The organism is Actinomadura montaniterrae (assembly GCF_008923365.1).
Classification (GTDB): Bacteria; Actinomycetota; Actinomycetes; order Streptosporangiales; family Streptosporangiaceae; genus Spirillospora; species Spirillospora montaniterrae.
In genome coordinates this window covers 14969-30678 of record NZ_WBMR01000058.1, presented here as the reverse complement: position 1 = coordinate 30678, position 15710 = coordinate 14969, and the positions used below count along the sequence as shown (strand labels likewise).

Below are 15710 nucleotides of genomic sequence, written 5' to 3'. Positions count from 1 at the left end.
CTTGGCAGATCCCGCCGCCCCGGCCGGGCCGTTCGGTAAGGATCATCGTGCCGGTGACAGCTGGCGCAGGATCGCCTCGTCGGTGATCCTCGCGTCGGCGGCCAGCAGGAACGCCTTGCTGAGGATCAGCGAGAGCCGCTCGTCCTCGAACGGCAGGAACACCGTGCCGCCGCCCGTGCGGCCGCCCCGCACGATGCACAGGTACGCGCCGTCCGGCTCCATCAGGATGTTCCCCGAGCCCAGATGGATCTTGTAGGTGCGCAGGTCGCCGCGGACGACCAGGTACCGCCCGTCCAGCGCGCACCGGCCCGCGATCTTCGTGCGGGGCAGGATCCGCTCCAGCGCCGCCCGCCGCACCTCCGCGCTCGCGGTCAGCTCGCCGAACGTCGCCGCCCGCCAGTACGCGGTGTACCGGTCCTCGCCCCGGTCCGCCCAGGACGGATCGGCCGCGATCGACGTGACGCCGACGAACAGGTCCACGTCCCGCATCGCCTCACTGAACACCAGCGGCGGCACGTCCGCCAGCGGTGCCTCCCGCCAGCGGCGGCCGTCTCTGCGCTCGAACCGCACCTGGTCGGTCGCGGCGTACTCGGGCGTGTAGTCGAACCCCTCCTCCACCGGCTCGTGGTAGAAGCACGCCCGCCACGCGCCGCCGCCGAACTCGCCGCGCGCCTCGCCGTTGTAACCGCCGTCGTAGGAGCCCAGGAAGTTGCTCTGCCAGCCGCGCTCTTTGAACAGCGCGTACAGGCGCCGGTAGTACACGATGTGCGCCGCGAACCGGTTGGAGTACGTCCCCGTCTCCTCCTCCGCCGGGGTGAGCAGGTAGATCTCCCGGAACGCCTGCTTGAACGGCTGCCGGACCCGGCCGTCCATGACGCGCTCCCGCCAGGCGCGGACCTCGTCCAGCGCGGCCCGGGCCGGATGCCACAGCCGGACGTTCACCGGCTCGCCGTCCGGCGCGTCCATCGCGGCGCGCCAGGCGCCGTCCTCGCCCTGGAACTCCCAGATCAGCCCGCGCGCGACGGCACCGGTGACCGGATGGTCCCGGTAGTACTCGCGCCACTCGCCGTACGGCCAGGCCCGCGCGCCGTCCGACATGATCGCCTCGATGCGCGCCCGCTCCCCCGACAGCGTCCCGCGGATCTCCTTGGCGAGCGCCTTCAGCGCCTTCAGCTCGTCCGCGAACCCGTCCTTCACCGCCGCCGGGGCCGTCCGGGACGCGCGGCCGTCCGCGCCGGCGAACGTGAGCCGGACGGTCGCCGCGTCCTCGACCGCGATCCGCGCGACGTGCGCGCCGAGCGTGCGCTCCAGCGTCCCGTCCGGGCCGAGCCCGTGGGCGGGGACGCCGCGCTCCACCAGCTGCTCGGGCGTGATCCCCTGCCGTTGCGCGGCGGCCTGCAGGGCGGTGCCGATCTGCTTGCGCAGCGCCCGGTCCTTGATCTTCATCTGGAGCCGTCCGAGCTCCGCCAGCGCCGAGGCGTCCTCGACGGCGCCCAGCGCGTTGATCGCCGCGCCCGCGAGCTTGAGGTCCTGCGCGGCGTCGCCGCCGGGCGCCCCCGCCCGCAACGCCAGCGCCCCGAGCAGCGGCACCGTCTCCGCGCCGCCGGTCAGCGTCGCCGCCCAGACGACGCCGCGTGCCAGGTCCCCGTGGTTCTGGTGGACGAGGTAATGGTAGTGGTACTGCTCGCCGACCCACCCGGCGTGGCCGCCGTGCTCCCGGCTGCACAGGGGCTCGCCCTCGGCCAGGATCCGCAGGCACTCGGCCACCGCGCCGCGCGCGTCCGCGGCGTCCGCGAGCGACACGCACGTCCGCCGCCACTTCTGCGACGGGCGCGGCGACGACAGGCCGTCCAGGTGCCGGATGAACGACGCCACGTCCACCTCCGGCGCCTCCCGCGCGCGCTCGCGCAGCGGCGCCGCCCACGCGTCGTGGACCGGGACCAGCCCTGCCGGGAGGGAGTCGCCGACGTCGGCCAGGAGCGCGCGCAGCCGCTTCGCGATCATCGGACGCTCGTACGAGCCGATGTGGCCCTCCATGAACGCCTGATGGGCGAGGCGGAGCGCGGGCCCCACGGCCCGGCGCCCGTCGGCGTCGAGCGCTCCGGCGGCGGTGAGCGCGATCAGCAGGGTGTCCCCGAACCAGGAACCATCGCGGTGGGCGGCGGCGCACTCCAGCAGGACCTCGGCCTCGGCGGGCGTCCAGCCGCCCGTCCGCGCCGCCAGGTGGGACATGTCCCGCTGGTGGCGCCACAGCGGCGCGTCGTCGTGGCAGCCGGCCAGCATGAGGACCAGCAGCGCGGCCCTGGCGTCGGCCCCCGCGCAGCCTTCCAGCCACCGGTTCAGGTCCCCCCGGACGGCCGTGTCCTCGGCGGCGAACGCGGCGTAGTCCTCCGGGGCCTTCGCCGCGTCCCAGGTGTTCCTCCGCGCCCGGTCGAGCAGGGCGACGAGCCCGCGACCGCGGTCGAGGGCGGCCAGGCGGACGTCGTCGAGGGCGTCGCCCTTGCGCGCCGCCGCCACGAGGGTGTCGTAGAGCATGGCCGTGAGGTGGCAGGGGCGACCGACAAAACCGGCGATCCGGGTGTCTGGTCAGTGACCTTCCGGTCACCTACGCTCGGGGATACCGTACAGAACGAGATTCGGGACGGCCCATGGCGCACAGCGTGGTGATCATCGGAAGCGGGTTCGGCGGCATCGGGATGGCGATCCGGCTGCGGGAGGCCGGCGTCCACGACGTGGTGGTCCTGGAGAAGGCCGGGGGCCTCGGCGGCACCTGGCGCGACAACACCTACCCCGGCGCCGCCTGCGACGTCCCCTCCCATCTGTACTCGTTCTCGTTCGAGCGCAAGACGGACTGGACGCGCCGGTTCCCGCCGCAGCCGGAGATCCTCGACTACCTGTGGCACTGCGCCCGCAAGTACGGCGTCCTCGACAAGATCAGGTTCGGTACCGAGGTCACCGAGGCGCGGTTCGACGAGGACGCGGCGCTGTGGCGGGTGTCCACGACGACCGGCGAGCTGGACGCGCGGGTGCTGGTGTCGGCCTGCGGGCAGCTGAACCGGCCCGCGCTCCCGCCGATCGAGGGCCGCGAGTCGTTCGCCGGGACGAGCTTCCACTCCTCCCGCTGGGACCACGGCACCGACCTGCGCGGCAAGCGGGTCGCGCTGGTCGGGACGGGCGCGAGCGCGATCCAGATCGTGCCGGAGATCGCGAAGGAGGCCGCGGAGCTGCGGCTGTTCCAGCGGTCCGCGCCGTACGTGATCGACAAGCCGGACCGGCCGTACCGCGCGTGGGAGAAGGCCGTCCTGCGGACGGTGCCGGGCGCGTACGCGCTGAGCCGCGCCCGGATCTACGCGATGTTCGAGTCGCGGGCCCTCGGCTTCGTCAAGTACCCGAAGCTGATGGGGCTCATGGAGAAGGGCTTCCGCAAGCACCTGGAGGAGCAGGTCGCCGACCCGGCGCTGCGCGGCCAGCTCGTCCCCGGGTACCGGATGGGATGCAAGCGGATCCTGCTGTCCGACACCTACTATCCGGCGCTGGGCAGGCCGAACGTCGACCTGATCACCGATCCGATCGAGCGCGTCACGCCGTCGGGCATCGCGACCGCGCGCGAGCACTACGACGTGGACGTGATCGTCTACGCGACCGGGTTCCAGTCCACCGACTTCCTGTCCCCGATGAAGATCGTCGGACGGGACGGGCGGGAGCTGAACGAGGCGTGGCGGGACGGCGCGCAGGCGCACCTCGGCATCACCGTCAGCGGCTTCCCGAACCTGTTCCTGCTGTACGGGCCGTACACGAACCTGGGCCACAACTCGATCATCTACATGCTGGAGTCGCAGTTCCGGTACGTGCTGGGCTGCGTGGAGGCGCTGCGCCGGCACGGCCTGGACTGGATCGACGTGAAGCCCGACGTGCAGGACGCGTTCACCCGCGAGATGCGGGAGCGGATGCGGGCGACGGTGTGGGAGGCGGGCTGCCAGAGCTGGTACATGACCGAGGACGGCAAGGTCGTCAACAACTGGCCCGGCTTCACCTTCGCCTACCGCAACGCGACCCGCCGCCCCGACCCGCGGCATTTCACGGTGCGGCGCGCTACCGCCCGGTAGCCGCCGGGTTAGGCTCGGAGGCATGCCGACCGCCTTCATCACGGGCGCGACCGCGGGCATCGGCGCCGCGTTCGCCCGCCGCCTCGCCTCCGACGGGTTCGACCTGGTGCTGCTGGCCCGCGACACCGAACGGCTGGAGCGGGCCGCCGGCGAGCTCCGCGACCGGTACGGGGTGCGCGCCGAGACGCTGACCGCCGACCTCGCCACCGAGGCGGGCCTCGCCGCCGCCGAGGAACGCGTCCGCAAGGACGTCGACCTGCTGGTCAACAACGCGGGGTTCGGGCACAACGGCGTGTTCCTCGACGTGCCGGTCGCGGACGAGATCACGATGCTGAAGGTGCACTGCGAGGCCGTCCTGCGGCTCACCCACGCGGCGCTGCCCGGGATGCTGGAGCGCGGCCGGGGCGGGATCGTCAACGTCGCGTCGGTCGCGGCGTTCGCGACGCGCGGCACCTACGGCGCGTCGAAGGCGTGGGTGGTCAACTTCAGCCAGGGCGTGGCCGCCGACATTCGGCGCCGCTCGCGCGGGCGCGTCCGGGTGATGGCGCTGTGCCCCGGTTACACGCACACCGAGTTCCACCAGCGGGCGAGCATGGACATGTCCGGCCTGCCGGAGTTCATGTGGCTGAAGGACGCCGACGTCGTGGACGCGGCCCTGCGCGACCTGCGGCGCGGCGCGCAGATCAGCGTGCCCGGCGCGCAGTACAAGGCGATCGTGGCGCTCACCCGCCTGGTGCCGCGCGGGCTGGTCGCGCGGCTGTCGTCCGACACGGGCCGTCACTACGATTGATCAATCAGTCAAGCGTCACGGTCTTGTCACACGGAGTCCGACACGGCATGTTGGACTTCCGGCGGTTCTCAGGCGCGCGGAACCCCGGTTCCGCCCGCCCCCGATCCGCCGAGAGGTCCCCTGATGGGTCACGACCTGGGTTACGCCGCCCTCGCTCTGATCGCGACCACCGTCTACTACATCGCCTTCCTCGTCTTCCGTGTCTCCGCGCGCCGGATGGAGCCGCTCAGGGGAAGCCGCCCGTTCCGGGTCGCCCGGCTCATGCTCACCGACCCGGTGTGGCTGGGCGGCGGGCTGCTGCTGTTCCTCGGCCTCGGCTACGAGGTGGTGGCGTTCCAGCAGATGCCGCTCGCCGTCGCGCAGCCGATCTTCGCCGTCAGCCTGGTGTTCCTCGTCGGGTACGCCGTGTGGTTCCTCGGCGAGCGGCTGAGCCTCCGGGAGTGGGCGAGCGTCGCGCTGTTCGTGCTGGCCACCGTGCTGATCGGGCTGTCGGCGACCGGTGACGGCACCCCGGCGGCGCATGCCACGCTCGCCGGCACGCTCGAGTCCCCCTGGACGATGCTCGCGATCTGCGCGCCCGCCGTGATCATCGCCGGGCTGGTGTGGCTGGTCGGCGACCGGCGCGCCGGCGGCCGGCACGCCCGCAAGCTCGCCGGGGTCGCCTACGGCATCGGCGCGGGCGCCTGCGCGGGGCTCGCCGAGGCCGGCATCCGCGGCATCTCGCTCGTCTACGCCGACACCGGCAGCCTGCGCGCCGTCCTGGAGTCCGCCTACCCGTACCTGACGCTCGGGCTGGCCGCGATCGCGCTCGGGCAGTTGCAGATCGCCCTGCAGCGCTGCCGCGTCGCGATCGTCGCGGTCGTGCTGACCGTCATCGGCCGCAGCTACCTCATCGTCAGCAGCACCGTCCTGTTCGGCGAGGAGTGGCCCCGGGACGCGCTGCCGTTCCTGCTGCGCGCCGGCGGCTTCGTGCTGGCGCTGGTCGCGCTGGTGACCTTCCCGCGGTACGAGGAGCCGGGCGCCACCGCGGCGCTGCCCGCGCGGGCCGCCCGCCGGAAGGGCGTGCGCGCCCTCCCTTGATCCCATACATTGCCGGAATGGCCCCCTTCTCCCGATCGCTTCGGGGGGCGGCGCCCCGGTCCGGCCGGGCGCGCGCCCGCAGAGCGACGCCAGGCCGGGCCCTCGGCACGGCCGCGCTCGCCGCGGCCGTGCTCGGCGCCGCCCTCGTGCCCCTCGCCGCGTCCCCCGCGTCCGCCGTGGTCGGCGGCGCTCCCGCGTCCGCCGCCTCCTACCCGTGGCTCGCCGCGGTCGGCTCGCCGGTCTTCTTCGTCCGCCCGGCCGGCCAGTTCTGCGGCGGCGTCCTCATCGAGCCGGACCAGCTGCTCACCGCCGGGCACTGCGTGTCGGTGCTGCGCGGCGTGCCCGGCCTGCTCCAGGTCACCTTCGGCCGCGACGACCTGTCCGGCGGCGGCGGCGAGAGCGTGTCCGTCAAGTCCGTGAAGCTGCACCCGGAGTACAGCGAGACGTCCTTCAAGGGCGAGACGGTCAGCCACCACGACCTCGCCGTCCTCACCCTGGCGCGGCGGGTGGACCGGCCGACCGTCCCGCTCGGCTCCCCCGGGTCCGCCGCGACCGGCGTGGTGGCCGGCTGGGGCACCACGTCCGAGTCCGACTGGTTCAACACGCGGCTGCGCGCCGCGCAGGTGCCGCTGCCCGGCGACGCCGCCTGCGAGAAGGCCTACGGCGGCTCCTACGACGCGTCCGACATGGCGTGCGCCGGGTCGCCGAAGGCCGACACCTGCCAGTTCGACAGCGGCGGGCCGCTGCTGGCGGGCGGCCGCGTCGTCGCCCTCACCTCCTGGGCGTACGGCTGCGCCAAGCCCGGCTATCCCGGCGTCTACACGCGCGTCACCGACCTCCCCTAGCCGCCGCCCGGCCGGAAGCGGGCAGCGATTGGCGCCGCGACCCCGCCTCCGGCAATGCTGTGACCTATGCGCGTATTGGTGACGGGGGCGGCGGGTTACATCGGCTACGCGGTGGCGCGGCGGCTGGTGATGGCCGGGCACGACGTCGACGGGCTGATACGGCGCGACGCCGAGCTGCCGGACGGGGTGCGGCCCGTCCGCGGCGACGTCCTGCACCCGGCCTCGCTGCCGTCCGGGCAGTACGAGGGCGTGTGCCATCTCGCGGCGCTCACCCGTGTCCGCGAGTCGTTCCAGGAGCCGCTGCGCTTCTTCACCGCCAACGTGCAGGGCACGGTCAACGTGCTGCACGCCGCCGCGGGGGCGCGCGTGGTGTTCGGGTCGACCGCCGCGGTGTACGGGACGCCCGAGCGGCAGCCGATCCCCGAGACCGAGGCGACCGCGCCGTCCAACCCGTACGGGGCGTCGAAGCTGGCCGCCGAGCAGGCCGTCCGGTACCACGCCCGGACCGGCGCGATCGGCGCGGTCGTGCTGCGGACGTTCAACGTCGCGGGGTCGGTGGACGGCCGGGTCGACCCGGACGAGACCCGGCTGATCCCCAAGGCGCTCGCGGTCGCCGCGGGCCGCGCGCCCCAGCTGGAGATCAACGGCGACGGGCTGGCGGTCCGCGAGTTCCTGCACGTCGACGATCTCGCCGCCGCCTACGTCGCCGCGCTGGAGGCGGTGGAACTCGGCGAGGACCGGGTCTACAACGTCGGCAGCGGCACCGGGACCGCCGTCCACGAGGTCGTGTCGGCGGTCGAGAAGGCGACCGGGCGGCCCGTCCCGACGCTGCGCCGCCCGCCGCAGCCGGAGCCGCCCGTGCTGCTCTGCGACGCCGCCGCGATCCGCGCCGAGCTCGGCTGGCGGCCGCAGCGGTCCGCGCTCCCGGAGATCATCCGGGACTCGTGGGCCGCCCTGACGCGCGGGGACGGATAAACTCTCCAGCGTGTCCGACCCGAAGTTCGAAGTCCAGATGCTCCACGACCGTGTCATGATCAAGGTGGAGAAGGACGCCGGCGAGCGCCGCAGCACCTCCGGCATCGTGATCCCGGCGACCGTCGAGCAGGCCAACCGCCTCGTCTGGGGCGAGGTGTGCGGGGTCGGCCACCACGTCCGCACGGTCAAGGTCGGCGACCGCGTCCTGTTCCACCCCGGTGACCAGTACGAGGTCGAGATCCAGGGCGAGAACTACCTGGTGATGCGGGAACGCGACCTGCACGCCGTCGCCAACGAGCGCCCCGAGCACGGCACCGGCCTCTACCTGTGAACCCGGACGGCGGGGGCACGGGACGTCCCGTGCCCCCGCCGGGCCGGGCTAGGCCACCGGGGTGCCGTAGACGCTGACCTCGGTGAGGTGGAAGGTGAAGTTGGCGGTGTTGCCGAGGCCGACGACGCGGATGTAGCGGGCCTTCGCCTCGGTGTTCATGGTGTCGCCCGCGTCGGTGGCGGGGTCGGGGCCATTGCGGCCGCCGAGGGTGAACCAGTGCTCGCCGTCGACGCTGCCCTCCAGCCGGTAGGTGTAGTAGCGGGTGCCGTCGACGTAGTTGCGGACGTTGACGCGGGACACCGCGTTGACGACGCCGAGGTCGACGCGCCACCAGGTCTCGCCGTAGGTCAGCGGCCCGCCCCAGTACGGCGAGTTGGCGCGGCTGCCGTCGTTCGCGGCCTCCGGCGGGCGTCCCGGCTCCGACGACAGCGCCGTCACCGGCTTGCGCAGGCTCTGGATCTTGTCGCCGGACCCGTCGCGCGCGGTGGCGGGCGCGGCGGTGACGCCGCCGTCGAAGCGGGCGATCGCCTCCTGCCCGGTGTGCCGGTTCACCGCGCTGACGAACATGCCGACGTCCTCGGCGTCGCCCGCGCCCGCCACCCGGCCGGAGCCGACGACCGTCCAGTTCTCGCCGTCGGTGCTGCACGAGCCGGTCATGCGGTCGCCGTCCCTGCCCAGCCGCACGCGGACGTCGCCGGCGGTGAACCCGCCGACCTCGCTGACGTGGTCGAGGCGCCCGTCGCCGTCGGCGTCGTAGGAGAAGACGCAGCCGTGCTCGGGCGTGACGGCGATGTCGGCGTACCCGCCCGACCCGGACTTGGTGAGGTCGTTCGCGGCGACCAGGCCGGCGCGGGAGTACGGCGACCCGCCGTCCAGCTTCGTCACCTTCGTGGCGACGGCGTGCCCCGCGGTGAGGCCGCCGCCGCTGTAGACGGTGGCGAACTCGTTGGTGGCGCCCCAGATGTCCTCTCCACCTGCGGCGATCCCGATCGTGCCGCCGTCCTGCGCGTACTCGGCGGGCGCCGAGGCGGCCGTCTTGTAGGGCGCGCCGATCGTGCTCCCGCCGACCATCAGCAGGGAGTGCGCGCTCGCCTGCTCGGACTCGCCCTTGCCGCTGCGCCAGGAGACGGTTCCGTCCAGGGCGGGCAGGGCGCCCGCCTCCGCGTCGGCGGGCGCGGTCACCGTCCACGTCGAGGTGGCGGTGCCTCCGGGGCCGACGTCGCGCCCGGCGGAGCCGGCCGACTCGCGGACGGTGTAGCCGCGCGGCGCCGACAGCGCGAACCGGACGCCGCCCGCGGCGGTCAGCGTCGACTCGTTCGTGAACGTGGCGGTGACGCGGACGGTGCCGCCCGGGGTGATCCCCTTCCGGTCGGAGGCGAGGGCGAGCGCGCCGGCGGGTTCCCCGGCGACCCGGGCCGCCAGCCGGTAGGCGTCGCCGTGCGGGTCGTCGGCGTAGCGGGTGCCCGCGTGGGCCCAGCTCTCGGCGACGGCGCGCCAGTCGATCTGCCGCGGTTCGGCGCCGGTCCTCATCGCGCGCTTCAGCTCGTCGAAGAACATCGCCCAGCGCTTCGCGTAGTAGCCGCCGACCAGGCCGTTGACCTCGCGGCGCGCGTAGTCCTGGAGGCCGGGGCTCTCGGTCTGCCAGAGGGTGACGAGCGACTTGAGGTCGTAGTCGAGGGCCGCGGCCTCCGTCCGGTCGGCGGCCTGGCGGGCGGCCTCGCTCTGCCAGGTGCCGAGCAGGAAGTTCGGGTCGGTGCCGAGGACCTCGTCCATCAGCTTCATCTCGGCCGACCACCGGTCGGTGAGCTGCTCGAACGCTGCCTTGTCACCGTCCTCGTAGGCGGCGCGGATCTTCGGCAGGAGCGTCCGGCTGCGGTTGGCGAGGACCTGGCGGGCGACGTCGACGAGGTCGTAGCGGTAGGCGCCGGAGCGCCGCAGCCGCGGGTCGACCTGCAGCAGCTCGCGCAGGGCCTGCTCGAACTCGGCCGGGTCATACTGGAGGGGCGTCCCGGTGTCGGTCAGGCTCGGCTGGTCGTCGAACAGGGCGGTCACGTGCCGGGTGTCCTTGCCCTCCGGCCAGGCGTAGGCGGTGCGGCCGATGATCTTCCAGGCCGCGACGGCGTGCGGGTCGGCGGCGCCGTAGCGGGCGGCGGCGTACTCGGAGAGCCAGGCGTCCATGTCGACGGGCCCGTCCTCCCAGGGCATGTCGGTGAAGAACGCGACGGCGGCGGGGTTGTTGTCGATGGCCTCGGGCATCAGCGCGATGCCGTTCAGGGCGCTGCCGGGTTTGGTGCGCATGGCATGGAACTTGGCGTTCCAGACGGTGAGTCCGGCGCCGAGGTTCTGGTGGCCGCCGAAGTTCCAGATCGTGCCGAACGCGTACTGGGTGCCGAGGAAGTCCTTCTCGCGGTCGGTGACGCTCGGCTGCTCGGTGATGCCGTCGACGATGAACATCCGCGACCGGTCGACGGCCTCGAGGGTCTCCTTGCGGGGGTTGCTCTGCCAGCCGAGGATCACCCAGAGGGCGCCCGGGTGGGCGGCTTCGAGCGCGTCCTGGACGGCCTTCGACGCGGGGCCCACCGGCACCGATCCGGCCCGGCCGCCCTCGTGCAGGAGGTCCATCTTGTACATGGTGCTCTGGCCGTACAGCTGGGTCTGCGCCTGGTAGAACGCCGCCGCGACCTTGCCGAACTCGGGGCCGGTCGGGTCGAGCCAGTCCGGGCGCTCCAGACCGTTCCACGTACCCTGCGGGACGGTGTTCGCGCCCGGGTTGCGGGTCTCGAAGTCGGTCGGAACCGTGCCGTAGTAGCCGGGCAGGACCGGCGTGATGCCGAGGTCGCGGAGCCGGTCGACGATGCGCCGGGCGAGCGCCGCGCGCCGGTCGATCAGCTGCTGGGAGATCGGCGAGCCGGTGCAGCACATGTTCTGCAGCAGCCACCACGCCTGGTGCGCGGGCTGCGGGATCCACTTGCGCATGTCCTCGGCGCTGTAGCCGAACTGCTGGAAGGCGCGCTGGTAGACGGCCTCCTGGCCCTCGTACACCAGCACCTCGTTGACGCCGTGCAGGGCGAGCGCGTCGATGCGGCGCTGCCACTCGTCCCAGCTCAGGTACGCGCCCGCGTACCCCTCGTTGGTGTCGTTGAGCGCGAACCTGTGCGCGACGGAGGCGTCCTCCTCGATCGGCGCGGACGGCAGCGGCAGCCGCGCGGGCAGGTCGAGCTGCGCGCCGCCGATCGCGTAGTCGGCGTGCGCGACCTTGCGCAGGTACCAGCCGAAGCCGGTGAGCTGGACGGCCGGGGACGTCCCGGCGATCACCAGCCGGCCGCCGGCGGCGGAGATGCGGAACCGGTCGGCGCCGGTGCCCTTGCCGATCGTCTGGAGGGTGACCTGGGCCGCCCGCGGCTTGCCGAGGATCCGTTCGAGTGCCTGGGCCGCGGGTCCGGCCTGGCTCGTGGCGGCCGGTGTGGGTGCGGGAGCGGTCCGGGCGGCGGCCGGTGGCGCCGTCGCGGCGAACGGCACCACCAGTGCCGCCGCCGTCGCGATGGCGAGCGCCCGGAACCGCGTCCCGGCGCCGCGCCGCCTTCCCCGTGGTCGTGTGCGTCTTCTGTCCGGTCGCCGGCTCGACACCATGGCGGAACCTCCACCGCGCGAGGGTTTGTTAAAGTCCTTGAAATACCAGGACGAAGTTCATAATCAGTGCGCGGGACCGTCCGGTCAAGGGGGCCGGACGATCTTTCTCGGAGGGGCGATGGCAGAGGAACGCGCGGTCGGCACCCCGGTGCTGCGCCGCCTCAACACCGCCGCCGTGCTGCGCGCGGTGCGCGACTGCGCGCCCGAGCCCGTGCGGCTCGCCGAGCTGGTCAGGCTGACGGGACTCACCCGCCCAACCGTGGGCCAGGCGGTGGACGGCCTGGTCGAGGCCGGGTGGCTGCAGCAGCACGACCCCGCCGCGGCGTCCCCGCAGGGCGGCCGTCCCGCGGTCCGGGTCTCGCTGCGCGGACGCGCCGCGCCCGTGCTCGGCCTGGACGTCGGCCCGCACACCGTCAGCGCTGGGATCGACGACCTCGCCGCCCACCGCCTCGCCGCGGTCCGCCTCCCCGTCGGCCGCACCGGCGCCGGCCGGCTGCTCGGCGTTGTCGACGAGGCGGTCGGGCGCGCCCTCGCCGAGGCCGGGCTCGGCGCGGACGAGATCGCCGCGGTCGTCGTCGCGACCCCGGGCATCGTCGACCCCGCGTCCGGCCGGATCCTGCTCGCGCCGAGCGTCCCGGGCTGGACGTCGGTGAACCTGTCCGAGCACCTCCGGGGCCGGTTCGGCTGCCCGGTCCAGGTGGAGAACGACGCGAACCTCGCGGCCCTGGCCGTCGCCGGGGAGCGGAGCGGCGCGGGCACCCTGCTCGCCGTGCAGTGGGGCGAGCGGCTCGGCGCCGGCGTCGTGATCGGCGGCCGGCTGCACCGCGGCACCGGGTCCGCCGGCGAGATCGGCTTCATCCGGCCGCCCGGCGACGTCCCCGACACCGGCGACGGCCGCGGCCCCCTCGAACGGGCCATCGGCGCGGAGGCGATCACCGAGCGGGCCCGCCGGGCCGCCCGGGACCGTCCCGGCACCGCGCTACAGGCCGGCGGGCTCGACGCGGCGGCCGTCTTCGCCGCTGCCGCCGCCGGCGACGAGGCGGCCGTCCGGGTCGTCGACGAGGTGGCCGCGTCGTTCGCGCAGGCCATCGCCCCGGCCGTGCTGGTGCTGGCCCCGGACGCCGTCGTGATCGGCGGCGGCGTCGCCCGCGCCGGATCCGTCCTGCTGACCGCCATCACCCGGCATCTGGGCAGGCTGACGCTCACCCCGCCCGTGGTGGAGTTCTCCGGCCTGGCCGAGGACACCGTCCTCACCGGCGCCCTGCGGCTGGCCCTCGACGAGGTCTGGGGACGGCTGCCGGTCTGACGCGGCGCTTCGAGGTTCCCGCCGCGCGGCGGTCAGGCGCAGCGGGGATCGGTGGAGACGACGGGGTCCTCGCGGCCGACCCACCGGTGCCCGCCGAAATGCCGGACGAAGATCGTCTCGGCGGTGCGGGTGGCGAGCGCCTGCGTGGTGAGGGTCGGGTTCGGGCCGCCGAGGCTGTTGGCGAGCGCGGAGTTGTCGGCCACGTAGAGGCGCCCCACCCAGCGGCTGCGGGCGTCGGCGTCCAGCACCGAGTCGTCCGCCGACAGCCCCATCCGCATCGACGAATGGACGTGCAGCAGCAACGGCGCCCAGTCGAACCGGTAGACGCGTTTCGCGCCGGCCTTGCGGAGCAGTTCGGTGGCCTTGCGCGCGAGGAATTCGCGGGCGGCGAGCGTGTGCCGGGTCCGCTGCCGGGACCGGAACTCCACTTTCGGGATCGGCCCCTGCTCGTCGGGCGGGAACGCCGAAAGGGTGACCCGGTTGTGGGCTTCGACGCTGTCGCCGGTGAGGACCAGGATGTTCAGCAGCCGGTCGACGCCGCTGCCGAGGGCCTCTTTGAGTTCCGGGCCGATGACGCGGCCGGTGCGCCCGTCCCAGGGGCCGGTGAGACCCCGGCCGTTGCGGTACTGGCCGCGGATCCCGCTGTCGGACAGCGCCATCGTGAACGCCTGCATCGCCGGCGGCAGGCCGATGTTCTCGAGCGCGCCGTAACCGGGGAAATCGCAGCGGGCCGCGGAACTCGGGCCGCGCGATGACCCGGTGTCCTCGTCGAACAGGCCGGTGACCCCGTCGAGGAAATGGTCGGTGTAACCGCGCCCCACCCAGCCGTTGGGATTCGGCAGCCCGCTGTTCAGCCAGAGCCGCGGCGTCTCGGTGGTGCCGCCGGCCAGGACGACGACCGCCGCGTCCTCCCGGTGTACGTCGCCGGTCCTGGTGTTCCGCCAGGTCACGCCCGTCGCGACGAGCTCACCGTTCCTGCGTTCGGTGTGGACCTTCACGGCGGCCGAATCGGCCAGGAGCGTGACGGCGCGCCCGTGCGGCGACCACGCGTGCGCGGTCAGCGCCATCGGGACGTAACTGTTGTCCGTGGAGCGTTTCGCGGCCTGGTTGCGCGGGGCCCCGGCCGGTTCCATGCACCCTTCGAGGCAGTAGCCGCAGAAAGTACAACCGGTGGCCTGCGGATAGCGGAGCCGGGCGGGGTCTCCGGTCAACCCGGCGGTGCCGCCGGGCTGCAGGATCGCGTTCTCCTGCGGCCGGTACGACCACCTCTCCGTGTCCTTCGCCGTCTGGACGGGAATGCCGAGCTTTTCGGCGCCGCGGAAGAACACCGTCTCCTTGACGCCCATCGCCGCGGTCTGGACGGGCAGGGTCGCCTCCACCCACTCGTAGTAGGGGACGAGTTCCCGGTAGGTGAAGGGAAAGGCGTGAGCGGTGTCGTAGCTCGCGCGGTCGGGCCCGTCATATCCCTTGAACATTCCCGGGTAGGCGCGCGGCGAATTGCCGTAGTAGTGCAGGGTCGTGCCGCCGACGCCCGCCACCTGGAGCAGGAAGGAGTTCTGCGGCTCCTCCCGGAGCCATTCCGGCGCGGCGCGGTCCGACGGCCCCACCCGCAGGAAGCCCGTGATGGGGTTGTTGGCGTCGTTCTCGTAGTGCGTCCATTCCCGGCGCGGGTGGGCGTGCCGGGCGCCGGCCTCCAGCAGCAGGACGTCCAGGCCGCGGGCGGCGAGTTCCTTGGCCACGACGGGGCCGCCCGCCCCCGCGCCGACCACGATCACGTCCCGGCTCATCCGGCCGCCTTCCTGCGTCCCTGGTAGTAGCCCCGGAACTCGGGCCGCCCCTCGGAGGCGGGCGTGTACCCGCTGACCCGCCAGCCGACCGGGCGGTCACGCAGCCGCCGCGTCGCCGGGTCGAGGACGCCCCATTCGGAGTAGCCGCCGAGCGCCGCCAGTTCCAGCAGCGCTCCGGCGGCGTACTTCAGCAGTCCCGACGCCGACCTCTTCAGCGGCTCCGGCAGCTGGGCGTCCAGCGCCTCGACCAGGCGCGGGTCGGGGCCCTCCAGCAGCTCGAACACCTTCGCCTTCGCGCGGTAGGACAGGCGGGGGAACGGCGCGAGGAAGGGCCCGCCGAGCGCGCGCGGATCGACGCGGACGGCCTCGGCGTTGAGGATCAGGGCGGCCGCCGGCGCCAGCGGGATCACCGCGTCACTGCGCGGCAGGACCGCGCCGGCCGGCGGCCCCAGCGCGGCGGCCAGAGCCGTGACCGGCAGGTCGGGGAACGGCAGGTACCGGTTCAGGTGGTGGACGAGGAACTCGGGCAGCCGCGCCTCGATCCCTCCGGGTTCCCCGCGCGGCGTGCCCTGGGCGCGCGAGTAGGCGTCCGGGCCCGGCATGACGAAGACGGCGAGGCCCTTCATCGTGTCGAGCGTCCAGTCGCCGAGCGGGTCGCCCGCGGCGCGCGCGTCCGGGGCCCCGGTGAGGTCGGGCAGGGACGCCGCCGCCGCGAGGAGTCCCGCGGCGCCCAGCAGCGTCCGGCGTTCGGGGCGTGGTTCGTCCGGCACGTGATCCCTCCTCCGGACGGCCAAGCTAACCCGGCCCGCCGCGCCGTTCTCCGCACCTCGTTGACAGGTTCGGGGACCGTTTTCGGCACT

At 73.8% G+C, this 15710-nt stretch carries 11 protein-coding genes; 7 read left to right on the top strand and 4 right to left on the bottom strand.

Annotation, left to right across the window (positions count from 1 at the left end; all coding sequences use genetic code 11):
• Positions 1-42: 42 nt before the first annotated feature.
• Positions 43-2535 (bottom strand): DUF4132 domain-containing protein, encoded by a 2493-nt coding sequence (locus tag F9B16_RS20770; RefSeq protein ID WP_151541768.1) that lies wholly within the window; start codon positions 2533-2535, stop codon positions 43-45.
• Between the two features lie 113 nt (positions 2536-2648).
• Between F9B16_RS20770 and F9B16_RS20765 the strand changes: the two genes are divergently transcribed.
• From F9B16_RS20765 to F9B16_RS20740, 6 genes are all read left to right on the top strand, one after another.
• On the top strand, positions 2649-4106 hold the full coding sequence (locus F9B16_RS20765) for a flavin-containing monooxygenase (RefSeq protein WP_151541767.1): 1458 nt from the start codon (positions 2649-2651) through the stop codon (positions 4104-4106).
• A 22-nt stretch (positions 4107-4128) separates the two neighbouring features.
• Positions 4129-4896 carry an SDR family NAD(P)-dependent oxidoreductase gene (locus F9B16_RS20760; protein WP_151541766.1) on the top strand — a complete coding sequence of 256 codons (768 nt, stop codon included), beginning with the start codon at positions 4129-4131 and terminating at the stop codon, positions 4894-4896.
• A gap of 123 nt (positions 4897-5019) precedes the next feature.
• On the top strand, positions 5020-5976 hold the full coding sequence (locus F9B16_RS20755; RefSeq protein WP_151541765.1) for a DMT family transporter: 957 nt from the start codon (positions 5020-5022) through the stop codon (positions 5974-5976).
• Between the two features lie 17 nt (positions 5977-5993).
• Entirely contained in the window at positions 5994-6821 is an 828-nt protein-coding gene (locus F9B16_RS20750; RefSeq protein ID WP_151541764.1) for a serine protease, read from the top strand.
• 66 nt (positions 6822-6887) lie between these two features.
• Complete coding sequence (locus F9B16_RS20745; RefSeq protein ID WP_151541763.1) at positions 6888-7796, top strand: NAD-dependent epimerase/dehydratase family protein; 909 nt, start codon at positions 6888-6890, stop codon at positions 7794-7796.
• A 10-nt stretch (positions 7797-7806) separates the two neighbouring features.
• Positions 7807-8127, top strand: a complete 321-nt coding sequence (locus F9B16_RS20740) for a GroES family chaperonin (RefSeq protein ID WP_151541762.1) — start codon at positions 7807-7809, stop codon at positions 8125-8127.
• Positions 8128-8175: 48 nt separating this feature from the next.
• Here F9B16_RS20740 and F9B16_RS20735 read toward each other — a convergent pair whose 3' ends face one another.
• On the bottom strand, positions 8176-11757 hold the full coding sequence (locus F9B16_RS20735; RefSeq protein WP_151541761.1) for an alpha-N-acetylglucosaminidase TIM-barrel domain-containing protein: 3582 nt from the start codon (positions 11755-11757) through the stop codon (positions 8176-8178).
• 118 nt (positions 11758-11875) lie between these two features.
• On the opposite strand from F9B16_RS20735, the gene F9B16_RS20730 reads away from it, so the two are divergent.
• Positions 11876-13063, top strand: a complete 1188-nt coding sequence (locus tag F9B16_RS20730) for an ROK family transcriptional regulator (RefSeq protein ID WP_151541760.1) — start codon at positions 11876-11878, stop codon at positions 13061-13063.
• Between the two features lie 32 nt (positions 13064-13095).
• Here the strand turns inward: F9B16_RS20730 and F9B16_RS20725 are convergent, their stop codons facing one another.
• A complete protein-coding gene (locus F9B16_RS20725) occupies positions 13096-14850 on the bottom strand; it encodes a GMC family oxidoreductase N-terminal domain-containing protein (RefSeq protein WP_151541759.1) in 1755 nt (584 codons plus the stop codon).
• The gene (locus F9B16_RS20720) at positions 14847-15620 is read right to left on the bottom strand and encodes a hypothetical protein (protein WP_151541758.1); all 774 of its coding nucleotides are present in this window, start codon (positions 15618-15620) and stop codon (positions 14847-14849) included. Before F9B16_RS20720 ends, F9B16_RS20725 begins: the two co-directional genes overlap by 4 nt.
• Between the last annotated feature and the right edge of the window lie 90 nt (positions 15621-15710).